18 protein-coding genes are annotated in these 20,382 nt (G+C 62.1%); 5 read left to right on the top strand and 13 right to left on the bottom strand.

Annotation, left to right across the window (positions count from 1 at the left end):
- Positions 1 to 10 precede the first annotated feature (10 nt).
- A complete protein-coding gene (locus ACRQEC_RS01550; protein ID WP_435734842.1) occupies positions 11 to 1,339 on the top strand; it encodes a DUF6688 domain-containing protein in 1,329 nt (442 codons plus the stop codon).
- 308 nt (positions 1,340 to 1,647) lie between these two features.
- Here ACRQEC_RS01550 and ACRQEC_RS01545 read toward each other — a convergent pair whose 3' ends face one another.
- From ACRQEC_RS01545 to ACRQEC_RS01530, 4 genes are read right to left on the bottom strand one after another with little or no spacing between them, the layout of a single operon-like run.
- Complete coding sequence (locus ACRQEC_RS01545) at positions 1,648 to 2,754, bottom strand: sugar kinase (protein ID WP_284890200.1); 1,107 nt, start codon at positions 2,752 to 2,754, stop codon at positions 1,648 to 1,650.
- Positions 2,751 to 3,398, bottom strand: a complete 648-nt coding sequence (locus ACRQEC_RS01540) for a bifunctional 4-hydroxy-2-oxoglutarate aldolase/2-dehydro-3-deoxy-phosphogluconate aldolase (protein ID WP_087070782.1) — start codon at positions 3,396 to 3,398, stop codon at positions 2,751 to 2,753. Before ACRQEC_RS01540 ends, ACRQEC_RS01545 begins: the two co-directional genes overlap by 4 nt.
- The gene (gene uxuA / locus ACRQEC_RS01535) at positions 3,398 to 4,480 is read right to left on the bottom strand and encodes a mannonate dehydratase (RefSeq protein WP_016442774.1); all 1,083 of its coding nucleotides are present in this window, start codon (positions 4,478 to 4,480) and stop codon (positions 3,398 to 3,400) included. The genes ACRQEC_RS01540 and uxuA overlap by 1 nt, the downstream gene beginning before the upstream one ends.
- A complete protein-coding gene (locus ACRQEC_RS01530; protein WP_284890199.1) occupies positions 4,480 to 6,078 on the bottom strand; it encodes a mannitol dehydrogenase family protein in 1,599 nt (532 codons plus the stop codon). Before ACRQEC_RS01530 ends, uxuA begins: the two co-directional genes overlap by 1 nt.
- 411 nt (positions 6,079 to 6,489) lie before the next feature.
- On the opposite strand from ACRQEC_RS01530, the gene ACRQEC_RS01525 reads away from it, so the two are divergent.
- Positions 6,490 to 7,290, top strand: a complete 801-nt coding sequence (locus tag ACRQEC_RS01525) for an IclR family transcriptional regulator (RefSeq protein ID WP_026429347.1) — start codon at positions 6,490 to 6,492, stop codon at positions 7,288 to 7,290.
- Between the two features lie 104 nt (positions 7,291 to 7,394).
- Here ACRQEC_RS01525 and der read toward each other — a convergent pair whose 3' ends face one another.
- From der to xerD, 8 genes are all read right to left on the bottom strand, one after another.
- Complete coding sequence (gene der, locus ACRQEC_RS01520) at positions 7,395 to 8,867, bottom strand: ribosome biogenesis GTPase Der (RefSeq protein ID WP_284890198.1); 1,473 nt, start codon at positions 8,865 to 8,867, stop codon at positions 7,395 to 7,397.
- Positions 8,860 to 9,564 carry a (d)CMP kinase gene (cmk, locus tag ACRQEC_RS01515; protein WP_284890197.1) on the bottom strand — a complete coding sequence of 235 codons (705 nt, stop codon included), beginning with the start codon at positions 9,562 to 9,564 and terminating at the stop codon, positions 8,860 to 8,862. Before cmk ends, der begins: the two co-directional genes overlap by 8 nt.
- On the bottom strand, positions 9,557 to 10,660 hold the full coding sequence (locus tag ACRQEC_RS01510) for a prephenate dehydrogenase (protein WP_284890214.1): 1,104 nt from the start codon (positions 10,658 to 10,660) through the stop codon (positions 9,557 to 9,559). Before ACRQEC_RS01510 ends, cmk begins: the two co-directional genes overlap by 8 nt.
- Positions 10,660 to 11,382: a pseudouridine synthase gene (locus tag ACRQEC_RS01505; RefSeq protein ID WP_284890196.1), complete on the bottom strand. Its 723-nt coding sequence runs from the start codon at positions 11,380 to 11,382 to the stop codon at positions 10,660 to 10,662. The genes ACRQEC_RS01510 and ACRQEC_RS01505 overlap by 1 nt, the downstream gene beginning before the upstream one ends.
- Positions 11,379 to 11,936: an SMC-Scp complex subunit ScpB gene (gene scpB, locus ACRQEC_RS01500; protein WP_301575211.1), complete on the bottom strand. Its 558-nt coding sequence runs from the start codon at positions 11,934 to 11,936 to the stop codon at positions 11,379 to 11,381. Before scpB ends, ACRQEC_RS01505 begins: the two co-directional genes overlap by 4 nt.
- A gap of 64 nt (positions 11,937 to 12,000) precedes the next feature.
- Complete coding sequence (locus ACRQEC_RS01495; protein ID WP_284890194.1) at positions 12,001 to 12,834, bottom strand: segregation and condensation protein A; 834 nt, start codon at positions 12,832 to 12,834, stop codon at positions 12,001 to 12,003.
- A 12-nt stretch (positions 12,835 to 12,846) separates the two neighbouring features.
- Positions 12,847 to 13,695, bottom strand: a complete 849-nt coding sequence (locus ACRQEC_RS01490) for a ParA family protein (protein WP_026429342.1) — start codon at positions 13,693 to 13,695, stop codon at positions 12,847 to 12,849.
- 83 nt (positions 13,696 to 13,778) lie between these two features.
- Positions 13,779 to 14,702, bottom strand: coding sequence for a site-specific tyrosine recombinase XerD (gene xerD, locus ACRQEC_RS01485; protein WP_284890193.1), 924 nt, complete (start codon positions 14,700 to 14,702; stop codon positions 13,779 to 13,781).
- Positions 14,703 to 14,916: 214 nt separating this feature from the next.
- Here xerD and tkt point away from each other — a divergent pair, with 214 nt between their 5' ends.
- From tkt to ACRQEC_RS01470, 3 genes are all read left to right on the top strand, one after another.
- On the top strand, positions 14,917 to 16,998 hold the full coding sequence (tkt, locus tag ACRQEC_RS01480) for a transketolase (protein ID WP_284890192.1): 2,082 nt from the start codon (positions 14,917 to 14,919) through the stop codon (positions 16,996 to 16,998).
- Positions 16,999 to 17,291: 293 nt separating this feature from the next.
- Positions 17,292 to 18,812: a glucose-6-phosphate dehydrogenase gene (zwf, locus tag ACRQEC_RS01475; RefSeq protein ID WP_284890191.1), complete on the top strand. Its 1,521-nt coding sequence runs from the start codon at positions 17,292 to 17,294 to the stop codon at positions 18,810 to 18,812.
- A 76-nt stretch (positions 18,813 to 18,888) separates the two neighbouring features.
- Positions 18,889 to 19,830, top strand: a complete 942-nt coding sequence (locus tag ACRQEC_RS01470; RefSeq protein ID WP_026429338.1) for a glucose-6-phosphate dehydrogenase assembly protein OpcA — start codon at positions 18,889 to 18,891, stop codon at positions 19,828 to 19,830.
- A gap of 193 nt (positions 19,831 to 20,023) precedes the next feature.
- On the opposite strand, the gene secG is transcribed toward ACRQEC_RS01470, so the two are convergent.
- Positions 20,024 to 20,269, bottom strand: a complete 246-nt coding sequence (gene secG, locus ACRQEC_RS01465) for a preprotein translocase subunit SecG (RefSeq protein ID WP_026429337.1) — start codon at positions 20,267 to 20,269, stop codon at positions 20,024 to 20,026.
- Positions 20,270 to 20,382: the final 113 nt, after the last annotated feature.

The raw sequence follows: 20,382 nt of genomic DNA, 5'->3' as shown, positions 1-20,382 counted from the left end.
GGGGTGACGCTTGCGCAACGGGGGCGAGCGAAGACTGTTGAGGAGAATCCACATGCCTGAGGCGCACAAACGAAATTTCATGATCCGGCACCCCTACCTCACGCAGATTTTTCTTGCCTATGCGATTGCAATTCCCGGATATCTGCTGTACACCGCATACACGGGACAGCTTAACCTAGATGGATTGTGGGACCCTGAGGCTTTCATTTTCCTTCCGGTTTTCTTCACTATTCTCCCCTGGGTAACGACATACCCGATTATCCTCACGTGTTACCAGGTCATCGTGCTTATCATCGCAATACGAGGCAAGCCGCTGCCGGTTCTGGAAGCGGCGCATGATGTCTGGACTATCTTCTTGGCGCTTAGCTTCCATCTGGCCCTCATCTCGATGAGATACCGTGTGGTTTTTTATGCCGACTGGTCGGTGCAGCTCGTCAATGACCAGACGCATACGCCTATCCGCACAGGTTTTCAGCCATTTCTACTGGTGCTGTGCATTGTCTGCTTCGCAGCTTTCCTCTATGTGCGGCTCAAGCCGATTAGCGAAATTCCGCCACTTCTCACGGTTCTCTGCTTTGCGTGCATCTATCTTGGCAACGCCATTGTTATCGTCTGGACCATTCAGACATTCCGGCCTGGCGGCCCGGAGAATCTTATCCTATTGTTGCCGGTCACCGTGGTGGTGTTGATCTCCGCAAAAACGATCATCATGAAAATCCACGAATTTCATTCCCAAGCACCCCGAGCGGTTCAGGCGACCGGATCGGGTGTGCTCGCCTACCTGGAAAAGATTCTTTCCCAGGCTCGAAACTGGCCGCTCCTCGCCCTGCTTGGCCTGATACCCGTGCTGGGGATCTTCCTCCTTATTCTGGTGCTTTTCGGCCAGGAACCAAACGCCGCCATCAAAGCTTTCACGGAAACAAGCGATTGGACCCTTTCGCAGCGAATCTCCCCGCCCAATACCTATTACGATGAGCATTATTTATGCACTGTGGCAGCCGGCGGTCATCCGGCGGTGGTGAAACCGATCCGGGACGGGGTGCGCGGCGGGCATCGCATTACCGTGAACCGCCAGCTTCTTATCGCGAATGCTTTCGAACAGGTCCTGGAAGAAAAGACCCCGAGAGCGCATCGGGCAATCCGCAGCTTCTACAACCGCTACGGCTTTCCGCTCTCGCGACTCATCCGCACCCGCCTCGCAGCGGACATCGTATGGATCGCCATGAAACCCCTGGAATGGCTATTCCTGGCAGTGATTTACCTTGTTGATGCCCGCCCGGAGGACCGCATCGCAATCCAATACACCGGCCGCCGCCGCGAGGAGTTCACTGCCGGGTAATATCCGAGCGTAAGTAAACACTGCACGAATAGCGCAAAGGCTCACGACGTTCAATAGTCGCACCAGCCCCTGGGGAGGCGGTATCTATTTTCAGGGCTGTACTGCACTTGTCGTACATGCGAAGTACATCCCAGAAAAACATACCTTCCTCGCCGGCACAGCGGGACAGCGAGGCAAAGTGGGGAGCAGATCCGGGTATCCGGATCTGCTCCCCACTAGTTGCGCTGTGCGCGGTATGCGCCCTGCGCTAGCTCAGCCGAGGGCGAGCAGCGCGGTAGGCGCGTGGCGCACGCTGCGGTTATGCGGCTTTAGCGCTTGACGCGTGCTGAGCCGCCGCGGGCCAGGTTCTCCACCTCGGCGCGGGTGGCCATGGTGGTGTCCCCCGGCGTGGTCATGGCGAGGGCGCCGTGGGCAGCCCCGAGTTCCACTGCCTTCTGGACATCACCGTATTCCATGAGCGCGAAGATGAGACCGGAGGCGAAGGAGTCGCCGCCGCCCACGCGGTCGAAGATCTCCAGGCCATCACGTTGGGTAGCCTGCACGAAGCCCTGATCGCGCTTCCATGCCACCGCACCCCAGTCATTGATGGTTGCCGAACGCACCTGGCGCATCGTGGTACCGATGGCCTTGAAGTTCGGGAAGGTTTCCGCCGCCTTCTCAATCATTTTGTGGAAGGACTCCACCTGGAGGTTATCGAGGTTCTCATTTGCACCTTCAATTTCCAGGCCCAGGCAGGCGGTGAAGTCCTCTTCGTTACCGATCATGACATCCACGAAGGGCGCCAGGGACTTATTCACTTCCTGCGCGCGGGCCTTGCCACCGTGCAGATTCCACAGCGAAGGACGGTAGTTGAGGTCGTAGGATACGACGGTGCCGTATTCCTTGGCCTTCTTAATAACCGCCAGCGCTGTTTCCGAAGCCTGCTCAGAGAGGGCTGCGTAAATCCCGCCGGTGTGCAGCCAGCGCACCCCGAGCTCGCCAAAGAGGTAATCGAGATCGATATCCTCCGGGGTGAGCTGCGAAATCGCGGTGTGGGCCCGGTCGGAACACCCGACCGCCCCGCGCACCCCGAAACCGCGTTCGGTGAAATTGAGGCCGTTACGAGCCGACTGGCCGATGCCGTCGTCGTCGACCCAATGAATGAAACGGGTATCCAGGCCGCCGGTGAGGATCAGATCCTCAAGCAGCAGACCCACTTCATTACGCACCAGGGAGGTGAGGATCGCGCCACGCTTCTGGAAGGCGCGCCGCAGGCCGCGGGCCACGTTGTACTCCCCGCCGCCTTCGGAGGCGGCGAACTGCCGGGTGGTGCGGATACGGCCGGCACCCGGATCCAGGCGAAGCATGACTTCACCCAGGGAGACAATATCGTAGGTGGTTTCCTCGGCGGATTTAATCGTCAGGGCGTCGCTCACTTGCGAATCTCCTTAGCTAGATCGGATGCTTCTTGGGACAGGCGGGTGATCTCCGCGAAGTTCCCGGAGGAAATCAGATCGCGCTTGATCATCCACGAACCCGAAACGGACAGGATAGCCGGATCGGAGAGCCATTCGGCCATATTCGCGAGCTTCACCCCGCCCGAAGGCACGAAGTAGGTATTCGGGAAGGGACCGCGCAGGGCCTTAACCATGGGCAGCCCGCCCGCTTCCCCACCGGGGAAGAACTTCACCGCGGTGGCACCGTACTCGAGAGCCATCATGATTTCCGTGGCGGTCTGCACGCCCGGAAGGTAGGGAATCTGGCGTTCGGCGGCCACATCGGCCACGCCGGCGCTCCAGCCCGGGGAAACGAAGAACTTCGCGCCCAGGTCCGCGGCGGTTTCCGCCTGGGCCCGGGTGAGAACCGTTCCAGCACCCACCGTCATACCCTCCACATCGCGCATGGCCTTAATGGCTTCCCCGCCGGCAGCGGTACGGAAGGTCACTTCGGCGCAGTGGATACCGCCGGCCACCAGGGCGCGGGCGGCCTCGGGCGCCTGCGCGGCGTCGTCGATCACCACAACGGGAACAATGGGGTGGGTTTCCAGGAACGGACGAACGTCTGGAAGTTGCTGAGACACTACTTTGCCGCCTTCTTCATCTTGTCAATGCCGTCCCACAGCCCGAGGAGGTACTGGGTACCCAGTGCCCGGTCATACAGCGGGTAGCCGGGGCGGCCTTCTTCACCCCAAATCATGCGGCCGTGATCGGGACGCACGTAAATATCGGGGCAGGTATCGTAAATGGCTTCCACCGCGGCCTGCATATCGAGGTCGCCGTCCGCGGACCAGTGGGCCGCTTCCTTGAAGGTCTTCTCCCCCAGGTACTTGACGTTACGCAGGTGGGAAGCCGCAATACGGCCACGCTCGCCCACGTAGCGCAGGATCTCCGCGACGTTATTGGACGGGTTGGAGCCGAGCGAGCCGATGCACACGCACAGGGAATGCATCGGGGAATCATTGAGGGCCAGGATTTCCTTGATATCATCCAGGCTCTTGTAGGCGCGCGGAATACCGAAGAGATCCCAGGCCGGATCGTCCGGATGGCAGGCCATCTTAATGCCGACCTTTTCACAGGTGGGGATGATGCCGTCCAGGAAGTACTTCCAGTTTTCGCGCAGCTTCTCCACCGTCATGTTCTGGTAGAGCGCCATGACTTCGTCCAGCTTGGCCAGGCGTTCGGGTTCCCAGCCGGGCAGGGTGAGGCCGCCGGATTCTTCAGCCGTCTTATTGACGATATCCTGCGGGGTCATGCCTTCGATTTCGGAGTGATCGTAGTACAGGCAGGTGGAGCCATCCTCGTTCACGTGGGCGAGTTCGGTGCGCAGCCAGTCGAAAACGGGCATGAAGTTGTAGACAACCACCTTGACGCCGAATTCCGCGAGGTTTTCCAGCGTGGTGCAGTAGTTCTTGATGTATTCGTCACGGCTGGGGAGTCCGAGCTTGATGTCCTCGTGGACGTTCACGGATTCGATGATTTCGCATTCGAGCCCGGCTTCGTGAACCTGGTCGATGAGGACCTTGATTTCGTCCTTTTCCCAGTTCTCCCCGGCCGCCTTGTAGGACAGGGTGCCCATAATTCCGGACACGCCCGGAATCTGCTTGATGTACTGCAGCGGAATGGGGTCGTGACCTTCGCCGTACCAGCGGAATGTCATTTTCATTAGTTGATCTCCTCGTGAATAGTGGCACGCACAGCGCCGGGACCGGCAATGAGCTTCGTGAACAGGGCTTCGACCTTCTCCGCCAGCGGAGTGGTATACAGGTCGAGGCCGAAAATATTGGCATTGGACAGGATGGGCTTGAGCGCGGCGTGAGCATCAACGCTCTCACCAAGCTTAATTCCCTTGAGGTGCCCCTGGAGTTCTTCCAGCAGCGGATCGGAAGACGGCGTGAATTCTTCGCCGTCGTCCGCGATACCGAGCAGGTACCGTGCCCACACCGCGAAAACGAGCGGGATCACGCGCAGCTTGTCCATATCCAGACCGCGGCGCTGGTACTCCTGCAGCGTGACACCGAAACGGATCGGAATCTTCTGCGAGGTATCCATAGCGATACGGGCCGGATTGTCCGGCAGCGCGCTATTGGGGAAACGCTCCTCGAGAACCTCGCGCACGAAGTCCTTCGGATCGATAATCCCCGGATCGGTTACTACCGGCATCGCTTCATCATAGGCGAGGATATTGACCATCTTCGCCAAATCGGGATCGCGCATTTCCGAATCAATGGTCGGGAAGCGCATCACCGTACCGGACACGGCCAGTGCGGTGTGGAGCGGGTTGAGGCAGGTGGTGACCTTCATCCGCTCGAACTTATCGCAGGTTTCGCGATCGGTGATGTACACGCCGTAATCCTCGAAAGGCGGGCGTTCGGCCGCGAACTTATCTTCGATAATGAGGTATTCGGTGGGTTCGGCATTGACGAAGCCGGCAATCGGGGTGCGGCCGAGGTGGTCAATACCCATATCGGTGAAGCCGAGCCCGGTGAGGTACTCCGATACTTCTTCCGAGGGGCGCGGGGTGATCTTATCGATCACGGAAATCGGGAAAGCAACCTTGGTGTCATCACTGGCCCAGTCCAGGAATTCCTGGCTGAGCGCACCGCGCTCCACCCAACCGCGGGCGATCTGCAGCACCGAATCGCGCAGCTTATCGCCATTGTGGGAGAAGTTATCAGCAGAGATGAAGTTAATGGGTGCCCCGCCCGCCTGGTAGCGATGCGCGAGCAGCCCGGCCAGCAGCGCCATGGTGTTCTCATGGTTGGCGAAGGGATCCGAGGCGATATCCGCGCGGGTAGCTTCGGAAAGCTCACCCTGGGAATCCTGGATCACGTAGCCCTTTTCGGTAATGGTGAGGGTAACCGTGGTCATCTCCGGGTTGATGAAGATGGAGACGAGCCGATCAAAATCACCTTCGCGGCGAGTGGCCAGACCATCGGCCAGGCCGGCAATAACGCGGGTATCGCGCTTATCACCGGAAAGAATAACGCCCAGGGTGAGCAGGTCAAAAGCTTCGAGCTGCTTTTCCATTTCAGCCGGGTTCATCGGCACCACGCCGGTGATCGGCCAGTACTTGCCGTCCGCCAGCATGTCATCCGCAATGCGGGCCAGGAAGATCCGGAAAATATTACCCGGGCCGATATGCACCCAGCGCGGGTTGGTGCGAACGCGCTCCTGAGTTGCGGCCACATCAAAAGCCGGAACTTGAATACCGGCTGCTTCGTAATCACTCGCTTGGGAGAGCGAGCTGAGATTGAGTTTCATATACATCACCTTTGATAGTTGGATCGGGACGGCTCCACGTGCGATCCACCGGCGGCCGCCCCGCAGGAGCGCCGGCGTGCGCCGTGTTCCTGCCGTGAGGTCACCCGGTGAGTGAACACCGCTCCCGATGCCACCACCCAGTATTCCTTTATACGACGACGAACCGGCCGGGCACCCCCGCACCCGAATGTTTCCTTACGTGAAACGCCCGTTCGTACGTATGAAATCATTGTACCTCATTTTCGCCTCCGGCGGCACCCGGTGGCGGGGTGTGAAGTATTCGGATTCCGGGCCTTTTCTTATTCAACACTGACCGTCCCGCGCCCGGGTTTTTATGTTTCATATATTGAAATCGCGCGGTATAATTTTCCCGGCCTGCAGTTATACCCTCGTAGAGTAAAGGAGCTTGAGGTGTCCGGTACTTCCCCTGAGGAGCGCGCTCCGCTCTCCTCCATTGATCGCGCGTTGCTCGTTGTGGAGTTTCTAGCGCGCCGCGGACCGGAAGGTGCCCCGCTCTCTGATATTGCAGCTGCAGTGGATTCCAATAAGGCCACGGTCCACCACACGCTGCGCTCACTGCGCTACCGGGATTGGGTGGATCAGGATGCCGATACCGGCTACTACTTCCTCGGGGACGGCGTGGATCCCATTATTCGCTACACCACCCGCACCCAATTCGTGGTGGACCAACTCCACCCGGCCCTTGTGGCCATTTGCCATCGCTATAACGAACTCGTGCACCTGGGCAAGCTCTCCGGCCAGGTGGTTACCTACCTCGATAAGGTGGAGCCGGATCGCCCCATCCGGGTGGTGTCCTTTATCGGGCGTAATGCCCCGGCGGTCACCACCGCGCTCGGCCGCGCTTTGCTGGGTGCCAATAACGTGACGGGTGCGGAAATTGATTGGTACCTGAGCGTCCCCACCGATAATCCCCCCACCCGCGCCACCATCGAAGAGTGCATCGAGCACGTGCACCGCCACGGCTGGGGCATGGAAGTGGAAGAAAACGAAGCGGGTATCGCCTGCGTAGCGGTCCCGGTGGATCTGAAAAACGGCGAGCGGGTGGCCGTGTCCGTCACCGCCCCCGCCGAACGCCTGGGAGCGGCAACCCGCGAAGCGGTGGCTTACGGTATTGCCGAAGAAATCAACGCTATTTCCGGTGCCACCGGCGTGAGCGTTCCGGAGGTCCTGCTGCCCCGTTCCGTGCGCTAAACCGAACCGCGGGTAGCGGCGCCCGGTGGCGGGCTTTTCGCAGAGTTCCTACCACCGATACAAGTACGACGACGCAGGCTAGCTGCGCCGTCGTACCACTTCTGCTACTTCTTACGCCGTTCGCGTACCCGAACCGAAATCTGGAGCGGGGAACCTTCGAAACCGAAGGTGGCGCGCAAGCGGTTTTCCAAGAAACGCCGGTAGCCTGCCTCGATGAAGCCGGTGGCGAAAAGTACGAAACGCGGCGGGCGCGTCGACGCCTGGGTGCCGTAGAGGATACGCGGCTGCTTGCCCCCGCGCACCGGATGCGGGTGCGCGGCCGCCAATTCGCTGAGGAAAGCATTGAGTTTCCCGGTGGGAATACGCTGGTCCCAGGAACGCAGCGCGGTGGTCATGGCATTGGAGAGTCGGTTGGTGTGCCAGCCGGTTTTTGCCGAGAGATTGACGCGCGCCGCCCACTGGATCTGCACCAGTTCACGCTCGAATTCGCGGTCGAGTTCGAAACGGCGTTCTTCATCAACTTCGTCCCATTTATTGCAGACGATGACGAGGGCGCGCCCGGCATCAATAACCTGCTGGATCACCCGAATATCCTGTTCGGTCAGCGGCTCGGAGGCGTCGATAAGGGCGAGGGCAAGCTCCGCTTCCGCCAGCGCGCGCTGGGTGCGCAGATTGGCGTAATAATCCGCCCCGCGAGTCTGGTGCACCCGCCGGCGAATTCCCGCGGTATCCACAAAAGTCCACGGGGTGCCATCCAGCTCGATGACTTCATCAACCGGGTCGCGGGTGGTTCCCGCAATATCGCTGACCACCGCGCGGGTTTCCCCGGCCAGCTGGTTGAGCAGGGAGGATTTGCCCACATTCGGGCGCCCCACAATAGCGACCCGGCGCGGGCCGCGCCGCTTGGGGCGCACCGGCACCTCGCGTTCTTCCGGAAGCGCGCGGATTACCACGTCCAGAAGATCACCCGAGCCGCGCCCGTGCAGGGCCGATACCGGGTAGGGCTCCCCCAGTCCCAAAGACCACAGGTAGGCGGCATCCGGCTCCTGCTGGGGAGAATCCACTTTATTAGCCGCCACAATCACGGGTTTGCGCGAGCGGCGCAGCACCCGCACCAGGGCTTCATCGGTATCCGTCATCCCGACGGTGGCGTCCACCACGAAAATAACGGCATCGGCCTGCTCAATAGCAATTTCGGCCTGCAGGGCAACATCGCGATCCAGGCCCGCCACATCGCGTTCCCAACCGCCGGTATCCATGAGGAGGAAGCGGCGATCCGCCCATTCTGCCTCGTAGGAGACCCGGTCGCGCGTGACGCCCGGGACGTCCTGCACCACGGCCACCCGCTTGCCAACAATACGATTCACCAGGGAAGACTTGCCAACATTCGGCCGCCCGATAACCGCCACCACGGGCAGCGCGCGGGCAGCGGCTTCCGCATCCTCAGGTTCTTCCCCGGCCAGGAGCGCCAGATCGGCCTCGTCCAGATCGTAGGCCTCCAGACCGGCGCGGAGCACGCGTTCAGCGTCGTCCGGGGTGGTCCCTTCCGCGCTCATATCGCGGTATTCCTCAGTCATTCCTGTCCTGTTCCTTTCCGGAGCCCTGTGCCAGCGTGCGCACCGCGGCCACCACGTCCGCAATACTCATCTGAGAAGAATCAATTGTAACGACTCCTGCGCGATCTTCCAGGAAAGAAGCGACCGTGGAGTCCTTGGCATCCCGCTCGGTTACTTCCGCGCGGGTAGCGGCCAGGGCATCCGGTGCTGCACTGCCGCGCACTTCCCGCGCGCGCCTGGCTAAACGTGTTTCTTCCGATGCGGTGAGGAGAATTTTTGTGGGAGCTTCCGGGGCGACGACGCTGGTAATATCGCGCCCCTCCACCACAATGCGCGGGTGCGCCGCAATAATGGCCCGCTGCCGGGCAATGAGGTCAGCGCGCACCTCAAGATTGACGGCCACCTGGGAAACCACCCGGGAGAGCTCCGGGGCGCGGATCGCGGCGGTAATATCCTCCCCTTCGCAGCTAATCTTCTGGTTATCCGGATCAAGGGGCATTTCAAGGTTCATGGCCCGCACCACCGCGGCTACGGCCGGCTGATCGGTGAGCTCCACGCCGGCATGCTGGGCTGCCCAGGCCGCGGCCCGGTACATGGCGCCGGTATCGAGGTAGCTGAGCCCGAGCTCGCGGGCAACCTGGCGGGAGACGGTGGATTTTCCCGAGCCGGAGGGCCCGTCAATGGCGATGGGATAGCCCGCGGTGTTCATCTCACTCATGCTCTCCTCCTTCAATAAAAGCTTGCCACTGGCGCGCGGCCAGCGCCGCGCTGAGATCCCGGGCGGCGGCCGGCGCCACCGAGATCCGTGCCCGCCCCACTTTTTGGGCCACGGAATGCTCAAGCGAAAAATCTTCAATATTCACGCCGATCTCACCCACCTCGGTGAAGAGGCGGCCCAATTCGCCCGGGCGGTCGGGAACCAGAACGGTGACGTCGGTATAGCGCTGGGGGGCTCCCCCGTGTTTGCCAGGAATGCGCGCCACCCCGCGCCCGCCTTCGGCCACCACCGCAGCAACGGCCCGGGCCAGCCCGGGTGCTTGCGCCGCCCCCGCGGCCGCTTCGAGGGCGCTCGCCAAGCTCGCGGTACGCTCGGCAACATCGCGAAGCACGGGAGCAACCGCCGCGCAATTACAGGCAATAATCGCGGTCCATAGCTGCGGATCCGAATGCGCCAGCCGCGTCATATCGCGTAATCCCTGGCCGGCAAGGCTCAACTCAGTAGCTGCGGCGTCGTTCAACGTACCCGCCAGCAGGGACGACACCAGCTGCGGGACGTGACTAACGAGGGCGACGGCGCGGTCGTGTGCGCTGGCCTCCACCAGAATCGGCATGGCACCGCAATCCAAGGCGAGGCTGCGCAAACGCGCAATATCTTCCTCGCGGGTTTCCGGGCGCGGGCAGATCACCCACGGGCGGCCCTCAAACAGATCGGCGTCCGCGGCAATCGCGCCGGAGCGTTCCCGGCCGGCCATGGGATGGCAACCCAGGTAACGCTCCCGCGCCGGATGCGCGGCGAGACGATCCGCCACCACCGCCTTGACGGACGCCACATCGGTCACGAGCGCACCGGGGAAACGATCCAGGGCCGCGCTCACCACCTGCGCCGTGACATCCGGGGGCACCGCAACCACCACGAGGCTCGGCTCCCAGTCGCCTTCCGGGGGCTCCTCCCCCGCACCCAGATCGCGGGCCAGGGCCGCGGCCAGCGGGGAGGAATCCTCCAGGTACACCGGAATATCGCGCAGCCGCAGGCGCAGCCCGAGGGACGCGCCCAGCAGCCCCGAGCCAATAATAAGGACCGGACCTGCGTGCATCACATCCCTACCGAATGCATGAGGGCCGAGAGCTCGCTGCCCGCGATCACCCGGCTTTTACCCGGGCGCAGCCGCCCGGCGTCGATAGTGGCGAAGCGGGTGCGCACCAGTTCCATAACCGGGTGCCCCACTTCTTCCATAATGCGGCGCACAATGCGATTGCGGCCCGAATGCAAGGTGAGTTCCACAATGGAATTGCGCGGCTGGGATTCCCGCAGCACGAATTTATCCACCCGGATGGGGCCGTCCACCAGGGTGATGCCCTTTTCCAGTACCCGCGCGAGGCCCCGGGTGACCTGGCCTTCCACCCGCGCCACGTAGGTTTTCGGCACCTCGTAGGAGGGGTGGGTGAGCCGGTGGGTGAGTTCGCCGTCGTTCGACAGCAAAATCAAGCCTTCGGTATCTTCGTCCAGGCGCCCCACGTGATAGAGGCGCTGCTCGTATTTCTCCACGTACTGGGCGAGGCTCGGGCGGCCCATATCATCATCCATCGTGGAGACAACCCCCGGCGGCTTATAGAGCGCCACCGTGAGCAAATCAGGTTTGACGGCAATCGGCATTCCGTCCACGTGGATGGTGTCACGTTCGGCATCAGCCCGCGTTCCCATTTCGGTTACGACGGCGCCATTGACGGCCACCCGCCCCTCGGCAATGAGCGCTTCGCAGGCGCGCCGCGAGCCCACCCCCGCGTGGGCCAGGATCTTTTGCAAGCGTTCTCTCATCTTATTTCTCTTTCCACATCGTCAAGTTCGGTTGCGTCGGGCAGGTAGGGCGCCAGGGGCGGCAGTTCATCCAGGGAATTCATCCCCATAGCTTCGAGGAAATACGGGGTGGTCGCATACAGCACCGCACCGGTGGACGGCGTGGTGCCCGCTTCTGCAATAAGACCGCGGGTGGCGAGAGTGCGCACAACTCCATCAACATTCACGCCGCGAATCGCCGCGATCTGGGCGCGGGTCACCGGTTGCCGGTAGGCGATCACCGCCAGCGTTTCCAAAGCCGGCGTGGATAGTTTACCCGATTGCCCGCGGGTTACGTGGGCCAGCACAATATCGGATACCAGCGGATTTGTGTAGAAACGCCAGCCCCCACCGGCTTCGCGCAATTCGAATCCGTGCGGGCGCCCGCTGCGGTACTCCCGGGCCAGGTTCTCCAGCTCGGTGCGGGTGTCCGCTTCGCTCAAGCCCACCGCTTCGGCCAGGGTGGCGAGGGGAACCGGGGTGGCCGCCACGAAAAGCACCGCCTCGAGGGCGGTGGCGGGGCAAAGATCGGCCACGGATTCTCCTTGTAGTATGCGGACCAGGCAGGGCGCGCGGGCTGTACGCGCCTTGAGTCCCAGTCTAGTCGCTGCCCGGCGTGGCGGTTGCTGATACCTCGCCGTATTCCGCGGCGATGTCGCCCGCCCCGGCCGCCCCGCGATCATCCGCAGGGGTGGGGCGCAGCACCAGCGCACCCAGCGGCTCATCCTGCTCGGCAGCGATCGCGCCCCGGCGCAGCAATTCCAGCACCGCCAAAAAGCGGGCCACCACCACCTGCACCGACCCGGCATCCGCGCATAGCTGCGTGAACGTGAAAGATTCTCCCGCTTGGAAGCGTTTCTCCAGGTAGGCGACCTGGCTAGCCACCGGAACCACCGGGGAATGCAGGTGTTCCAGTTGGACTACCGGTTCGGACGTATCACGGGTAAAAGCCCTGGCGGCCAGCAGGGCCAGATCCATAACCCCGAGCGGGAGGCGTACCTCCGGAAGTGCTTTCGCGTACATTTCTTCGAGGGGGACATCGCGGCCCACTCGCCGCCCGGTTTCTCCCAGGCGCTCCCCGAAATCGCGGGCTACCTCTTTGAATGCCCGGTATTGGAGGAGCTTGGCGAAGAGGAGATCGCGCTGCTCGAGGAGCTCCCAATCTTCTTCTTCGCTTTCGTGGCGGGGCAGCAAGCGTGCCAATTTCATATCGAGGAGGGTGGCGGCCACCACCAAGAACTCCGAGGTGGTGGAGAGATCCACCTCCGGCCGGGAACGAATCCAGGCAATAAACTCATCGGTGACTTCCGCCAGCGCCACCTCGGTAATATCCAAGTTTTTCTTGGAAATCATGGTGAGCAGCACCGAGAACGGCCCCGAATAGACATCGAGGTCCACGTCGAAATCGGATGAGGCGTCAAAAAGAGTGGTCACGCCCACTCCCGCTTAGGCACTTTGGCCGCGGGCAATCACTTCGCGCGCCAGCTTCCGGTAGGCCACCGCACCCGGGTGCGAGGGCGCGTACTGGGTGATGGGTTCCCCGGCGACCGAAGCATCCGGGAACTTCACGGTGCGAGCAATATAGGTGTGGTACACCTTTTCCCCGAATCCTTCGTGCACCGAACGCATCACATCACGCGAATGGAGGGTGCGCATATCCACCATGGTGAGAAGCACCCCGTCAATGGTGAGCCGCGGATTGAGGCGATCCTGCACCCGCCCGATTTGTTCGGTCAGCAGCGCCACCCCGCGCATGGCGAAGTACTCCGCTTCCAGCGGGATAATCACCCCGTGCGCGGCCGTGAGCGCATTAACGGTGAGCAGGCCGAGGGAAGGCTGGCAGTCAATAATGATGACATCATAATCATCGAGGACGGGCCGCAGCACCCGACTGAGCGCCTGTTCGCGCGCCACTTCATTAATGAGCACAATTTCTGCCGCGGAAAGGTCAATATTGGCCGGAACCACATCCAGGCCCTCCACCTTCGAATGCTGGATAATCCCCCGCACATCCGGTTTCGCCGCAATAAGTTCGTTATAAATAGTGCGATCCAGCGCGCGAGCGTTAATCCCCAGACCGGCCGAAGCCGCGCCCTGCGGATCGAAATCCACAATGAGAACACGCCGGCCGTATCCAGCCAGCGCCGCGGCGAGGTTAATCGACGTCGTTGTTTTCCCCACCCCGCCCTTCTGGTTGGACATCGCAATAATGCGCGCCGGGCCGTGTTCCTGCAAAGGCTCCGGTTCGGGAAAATCCACGTTCTCAGTTTCAAAAAGCGCGTTCTGTTCGGTCACATCTCTAGGGTACCTAAACTCGGAGGACTTGCGGTGCCATTTCTGGCGAAGAGCGTAGAACGACGCCGCGCCTGTCCCGCTTCCTACTCGCTGCGCAGCGCCCGCGGGTGCGAGGTGGCATACACCTCCTTGAGTACGTCGCGGGAAACCTGGGTATAAATCTGGGTGGTGGTTACCGAGGAATGCCCGAGCAGCTCCTGAACCACCCGCACATCCGCGCCGCCCTGCAGCAGGTGGGTGGCAAAAGAATGCCGCAGCGAATGCGGGGAAACATGGGCGGTAATACCGGCACGTTCGGCAGCCTGGCGAATAATGAGCCAGGCGCTCTGCCGGGAAAGGGCCCGCCCGCGGGTGTTGAGGAAGAGTTTTGTTACTCCTTCCCCGCGCGCGGCCAGCTCGGGGCGGGCCCGGGTGGTGTAGGCATCCAGGGCTTCCAGGGCGTAGCGCCCCAGCGGCACCACCCGTTCTTTACGGCCCTTACCGAACAGCCGAATCGTGGCGGTGTCTGTATCAATATCATCGGCGGTGAGCCCGAGGGCTTCGGAAATGCGCGCGCCCGTCCCGTACAGGACTTCCAGAAGTGCCCGGTCGCGCAGGCCCAGGGGCGGCGGGGTGGCCCCGGCCGCCTCGATCATGGCGGTCACTTCCGCGATTGTCAGAGCTTCGGGCAGGCGCGCGGGGAGTTTCGGGGGGCGCACCCGGCTGGCCGGATTGGCCGGGCTGGCGCCGTCGTCGTATAAAAACGTGTGAAAGGCCCGCACCGCGGTCACGGCCCGCGCAATAGAAGCCGGGGCCATGCCGGTGAGCGTTTCGGAAAAGGAAGCGACATCCTCTTCGCGCACCTCGGCGGGGCTGGTGACGCCGCGGGAATCGAGGTGCGCAAGGTATTTACCTAAATCACGCCGATAAGCGGCCACGGTATTGCGCGATAACGCGCGTTCGACGCTGATATGGGCGAGGAATTGCGCAACCGCGCGCTGTAGGGGCGGGGTGCCGGGTTCGGCCATAAATTCTCCTTCGCGGATGCGCGGCAGGCGTGCGATGCGCTCACGTTACTCGCGCGGGCGTGCCCTCGCGCAGTAGTGGCCGCGGTACTCGGGCTTTGGTACCCTCGCGCCGGGCGCGAACGGGGGTGGGCCCCGGGCGCGCGAAACCCGCTCGACCAGTAGACTAGTGCGTGGCACATCTCATGTAACCACAACCTTATGTTAGGAGAATTCAATGGCGAAGCTCGAATGGTCGCAGCTCGATCAGCGGGCCGTGGATACCACCCGGCTGCTGGCCGCGGATGCGGTGCAAAAAACCGGGAATGGGCATCCGGGAACGGCCATGTCCCTGGCGCCGGCGGCCTACCTGCTCTACCAGCGGGTCATGAACCACGATCCGGCGGATTCTGCGTGGGTGGGCCGTGACCGTTTCATTCTCTCGGCCGGGCATTCCTCCCTCACGCAATACAATCAGCTGCTGCTGGCCGGCTACGGTCTGGAACTTGATGATATTAAGGCGCTGCGCACCCTCCACTCCAAGACTCCCGGGCATCCGGAATACGGCTATACCAACGGCGTGGAAATGACCACCGGGCCGCTGGGTCAGGGCCTGGCCTCCGCGGTGGGATTCGCGATGGCCTCCCGGCGCGCCCACGGGCTTTTCGACCGGGATACCCCGCTCGGCCAGTCCGTTTTCGATCATTTTGTGTACGTGATTGCCGGCGATGGCTGCCTCCAGGAAGGCGTGACCAGTGAGGCCTGCTCGCTGGCGGGCACCCAGGAGCTCGGAAATCTTATTCTCATTTATGATGACAACCGCATCTCCATCGAGGACAATACCTCCATTGCTTTCAGTGAGGATGTGCTGGCGCGTTACGAAGCCTACGGTTGGCATACCCAGCACGTGAATTGGATTAAGGAGGATGGCTCCTACGAAGAGGACGTCCAAGCGCTCTACGATGCGATTCTGGCAGCCCAGCAGGTTACCGATAAGCCCTCCATTATTAAGCTCTCCACCATTATTGCGTGGCCGGCACCCACCAAGCAGAACACCGGCGCCTCGCACGGTGCGGCCCTGGGCGTGGAGGAAATTCGCGCCACCAAGGAAATTCTGGGCTTCGACCCGGATATTGATTTCCCGCTGGAAGATGAGGTGCTGGCCCACACCCGCACGAATGCGGCGGAGCGGGCGGCCGCGGCCCGTAAGGATTGGGATGCGCGCTTCGAAGCCTGGCGGGCTTCCCATCCGGAAGAAGCCGCTCTCTATGATCGCATCCGGGCCAAGAAGTTCCCGGAGGGCTGGGAAAAGAAGCTGCCGAGCTGGGAGCCGGATCCCAAGGGGATCGCGACCCGCGCGGCTTCCGGCGCGGTGCTCAATGCCCTCGCCCCGGTACTCCCCGAGCTGTGGGGCGGTTCGGCCGATCTGGCCGGTTCGAATAACACCACGATGAAGGGCGAGCCGTCCTTCCTGCCCGCGCATCGCTCCTCGGAGATGTTCTCCGGTGACATTTACGGGCGTACCCTCCACTTCGGTATCCGCGAATTCGCCATGGGCGCGATCATTAACGGAATTACCCTCGATGGGCTCACCCGCGCCTACGGCGGTACTTTCTTTGTATTCTCCGATTACATGCGCGGCGCGGCCCGCCTCGCGGCCATTATGAATATCCCCTCGATTTTCGTGTGGACGCATGATTCGGTGGGCGTGGGCGAGGACGGCCCCACCCACCAACCCATCGAACACCTGTGGGCCTACCGCGCCATCCCGCGGCTCAATATTGTGCGACCGGCCGACGCGAATGAAACCGCGGCCGCGTGGCGCGGGGCGCTGGAGAAGGTCGACGGCGGACCTACCGGGCTCATCCTCACCCGGCAGGGCGTGCCGGTTCTGGAAGGAACCTCCACCGAAGGCGTCCTCAAGGGCGGCTACGTGCTGGCGGACTCCCCCACCGGAACGGTTGACGTGCAGCTGCTGGCCACCGGTTCGGAAGTGCAGCTCGCGGTAGCGGCGCAAAAGAGCCTCGCGGAGCAGGGCGTGGGTGCGCGCGTTATTTCGCTGCCCTGCCTGGAGTGGTTCGAAGCTCAAGATCAGGCCTACCGCGATGCGGTGATCCTCCCCGATGTGAAGGCGCGTGTCTCGGTGGAAGCCGGCGCCACCTTCGGCTGGGCTGGCTACGTTGGGGATGCCGGGCGCAGCGTGGGTATCAATACCTACGGGGAATCCGGCCCCGGCGGTGAGCTCATGAAGGAATACGGGATGACCGCCGAGCACGTGGTGTCCGCCGCTCTTGAATCCATTGAAGCAGCGCGCGGGTAGCTGGCAGTTAGTAAACACTTAGCTGGCGGGAACAGTATTCGTTTCACGCTAGTCGCGTAACGTCATCAAGGTCGCGTGGCCGCTGTGCCGGTCACGCGACCTTGATTCGTTGCGGCAGTTTCGGCTTCGGAGGTTATTCGTTGTCCTATAAGCCGTTTACGCGAACTGGGTGCACCAGCGGCTTCCGGAGCCGGCCGCACACCGTGATGGACACAGCCGTGCCCCTTTTCGGCTCAAGCGTCTACCATAAGACAGGCGCATATTCTCGCCCTCTTTTTCACGACAGGAATTTTATGGTTGCTCCTACCTCAGGTAATCCGCTCCGTGCCGTCGCTGACCGCCGCCTCCAGCGGGTGGCCGGCCCCTGCGGCATCGTTCTTTTTGGTATCACCGGTGACTTGGCGAACCGCAAAATTCTTCCTGCTCTCTACGACTTAGCGAATCGGGGGCTGTTGCCGCCGTCGTTCTCCATTATCGGAGTGGCGCGCCGTCCCGTAGACGCGGCCCGCAGTGTTGAAGCGGCCATCCGCAAAGGCGCCCAAACCCCGGTTATCTCCACCACCCTGGCCCAAATCCTCGACGGTTTACGGATGGTCGAAGGCCAGTACAACGATCCGGAACTTTACCGTGCGCTCGGGGCCACCATGGCGGATGTGGACGCCACCCGCGGTACCGGCGGTAATTTCGCTTTTTATCTTTCCATTCCGCCCAGCCTTTTCCCGGTGGTAACCGAAGGGCTCGCTAACGCCGGGCTCAACCGCGGGGCACCGGGCAGCTGGCGGCGCGTGGTTATCGAGAAGCCCTTCGGGCACGATATGGCTTCCGCGCGTGAGCTCAATGCCTCGGTGAGCGGGGTCTTCCCCCACGATTCGGTTTTCCGCATCGACCACTACCTCGGTAAAGAAACAGTGCAGAATATCCTCGCGCTGCGTTTCGCTAACGAGCTTTACGAACCGCTGTGGAATTCTTCGCATGTGGACCACGTGCAAATCACCATGGCGGAGGATATTGGGATTGGTTCGCGCGCCGGATATTACGACGGTATCGGAGCGACCCGCGATGTTATCCAAAACCACCTGCTGCAGCTGCTCGCCCTCACCGCCATGGAGGAGCCGACCTCCTTCCACGCCGATGCGCTGCGGGCCGAAAAGGAGAAAGTCCTCGAGGCCACCCACCTGTTTGGGAACCCGGCGCAGGCTTCGGTGCGGGCGCAGTATTCCAGCGGGTGGCAGGGTGGCCAGTGGGTACGCGGCTACCGGGAAGAAGACGGTATCCCCGCCGAATCCGTGACCGATACCTACGGGGCCATTGCCCTGGGAATTGAGACGCGGCGCTGGTCCGGAGTGCCGTTCTACCTGCGCACCGGCAAGCGGCTCGGGCGGCGCGTTTCCGAAATCGCGGTGGTCTTCCGCAATCCGCCCTTCCTGCCCTTCCCGGACGTGGCCGGCCTGGGCCAAAACACCCTGGTTATCCGGGTGCAACCCAATGAAGGTATCACCTTCAAATTCGGTTCCAAGGTGCCCGGCTCGGAAATGCGGCTGCGTGATGTCACCATGGACTTCGCCTACGGCCACGCTTTTACCGAGTACACCCCGGAAGCTTACGAGCGCCTTATTCTTGACGTGCTGCTGGGCGATCCGCCGCTTTTCCCGCAAACCCGCGAGGTGGAAGAATCCTGGCGGATTATTGACCAGGTGGAAAACTATTGGGATGCTCATCCGGAGTCTCTGGAAACCTACGCGCCCGGATCGTGGGGCCCGACCGGTGCCGATGCCATGCTCGCCGCCCACGGCCACGCTTGGCGCCGCCCGTAGGCCGGCACCCTAAGCGGCCCCTAGGCCGGCACCTTAAGCGGCTCTATCCCGTACCTGAAAGATCCGAGGAAGCTTCATGATTAACCATATTGCCGATACCACGTCCGCCCAGGTGGGCCAGCAGCTTGATCAATTGCGCGGAACTTCCGGGGTGGGAGCCCTCGGGAGGGTTCTCACGCTCATTATCGTGGCGCATACCGAGGGCGGGGTGCGCGACGCCCTTGAGGCGGCGGCCGGGGCCTCCCGCGCCCACCCTTCGCGGATTATCGCGGTGCTTCCCGTTGCCGGGGAAACCGCGCGCCTCGATGCGGAAATCCGCACCGGATCCGAGGCCGGCGCTTCCGAGATCGTTATTTTGCGCGCCCACGCGGGTGCCGCCGAGAACGTGGATACCCTGGTGACCCCGCTGCTGCTTCCCGATACTCCCGTGGTGACGTGGTGGATTCAGAATATGCCGGAAAACCCTGCGGCGACCGCGGCCGGCCGCATCGCGCAGCGCCGCATTACCACCACCCGCACTGCCGATCATCCGGCCCTAGCGCTCCAGCATCTTTCCGCCAATTACGTTCCCGGGGATACCGACCTGGGCTGGGCGGGCACTACCCTGTGGCGCAATTACATCGCTTCCATGGTCGATGAATTCCCGGGCCGTACCATTACCGGCGCGAAGGTATGGGGCCGCCCGCACCGTTCCTCGCTTTTCTTGCTCGCTGCGTGGCTGCGGTTGCGCCTGGATGTTCCGGTGGAGATTGAACCGCAGGAGGGTGCTCCGATTACCGGCGTGGAGATTTTCTTGAACGACGGCGCAGCTCTCAGCCTGCATCGCACCCCGGGCAATGATCACGGTATGATGCTGCGCCCGGGCCGGGCTCCCCAGGAAGTATCTTTGCCGGTGCGCAGTCTGGAAGCGATGCTCATCGAGGATCTGCGCGACCTCAATCCCGATACCGCCTACGGCGAGGTCCTCACCAAGGGACTCCCCCTGCTGGATTACTCCCCCGCGGATGTGGATGTGTAATATCCCGCGAAGGTGGGTATGCAAGCTCCCACCGACGTGGATGTGAGCTCCGGCGAATGTAGCCGAGTGGCACACTGTGGCAGCACATGGCGCGTAGCACTCAGAGCGCGAAAACGGGGCCGGTACGTGGATAATCACGTACCGGCCCCGCTGCTTAAGGCTGATATTGACGCCTCGTGAAAACTCTGAGGGCTTAGACGCCGACCTTCACGATGAGGCCGATGAGGATAATGGAAATCCCCCAGATGAGAGCCAGCACCACGGTGATGCGGTTGAGGTTGCGTTCGGCTACGCCGGAGGAACGCATGGACGTGGAAATGCCGCCACCGAACATATCGGAGATACCGCCGCCCTTGCCTTTGTGCAGCAAGATGGAGAGCGTGAGGAAGATGCTGGTGATGAGCATAAGCACTTCGCAGGTAATGAGCAAAGCTTTCATTTCCAGTCCTTTCGGGTGCTTCGTGCACCCGGAGAGTAATAGAGTCCTTGGTTAGTGTACCTGGTGGAACCGGGCTGCGGGAAATAAAACGTGCGGGGTGGGAAGAATCCCAC

Source organism: Actinotignum saccati, from assembly GCF_051265055.1.
Lineage (GTDB): Bacteria > Actinomycetota > Actinomycetes > Actinomycetales > Actinomycetaceae > Actinotignum.
This window is presented reverse-complemented; position numbering and strand designations above follow the sequence as displayed.

Bases quoted from the DNA above. Each gene is read 5' to 3' on its own strand.
- uxuA (WP_016442774.1), bottom strand. From the start codon at position 4,480: ATGAAAATGACATTCCGCTGGTACGGCGAAGGTCACGACCCCATTCCG.
- ACRQEC_RS01530 (WP_284890199.1), bottom strand. From the start codon at position 6,078: ATGAAACTCAATCTCAGCTCGCTCTCCCAAGCGAGTGATTACGAAGCA.
- der (WP_284890198.1), bottom strand. From the start codon at position 8,867: ATGACTGAGGAATACCGCGATATGAGCGCGGAAGGGACCACCCCGGAC.
- cmk (WP_284890197.1), bottom strand. From the start codon at position 9,564: ATGAGTGAGATGAACACCGCGGGCTATCCCATCGCCATTGACGGGCCC.
- ACRQEC_RS01510 (WP_284890214.1), bottom strand. From the start codon at position 10,660: ATGCACGCAGGTCCGGTCCTTATTATTGGCTCGGGGCTGCTGGGCGCG.
- ACRQEC_RS01505 (WP_284890196.1), bottom strand. From the start codon at position 11,382: ATGAGAGAACGCTTGCAAAAGATCCTGGCCCACGCGGGGGTGGGCTCG.
- xerD (WP_284890193.1), bottom strand. From the start codon at position 14,702: ATGGCCGAACCCGGCACCCCGCCCCTACAGCGCGCGGTTGCGCAATTC.
- tkt (WP_284890192.1), top strand. From the start codon at position 14,917: ATGGCGAAGCTCGAATGGTCGCAGCTCGATCAGCGGGCCGTGGATACC.
- zwf (WP_284890191.1), top strand. From the start codon at position 17,292: ATGGTTGCTCCTACCTCAGGTAATCCGCTCCGTGCCGTCGCTGACCGC.
- ACRQEC_RS01470 (WP_026429338.1), top strand. From the start codon at position 18,889: ATGATTAACCATATTGCCGATACCACGTCCGCCCAGGTGGGCCAGCAG.
- secG (WP_026429337.1), bottom strand. From the start codon at position 20,269: ATGAAAGCTTTGCTCATTACCTGCGAAGTGCTTATGCTCATCACCAGC.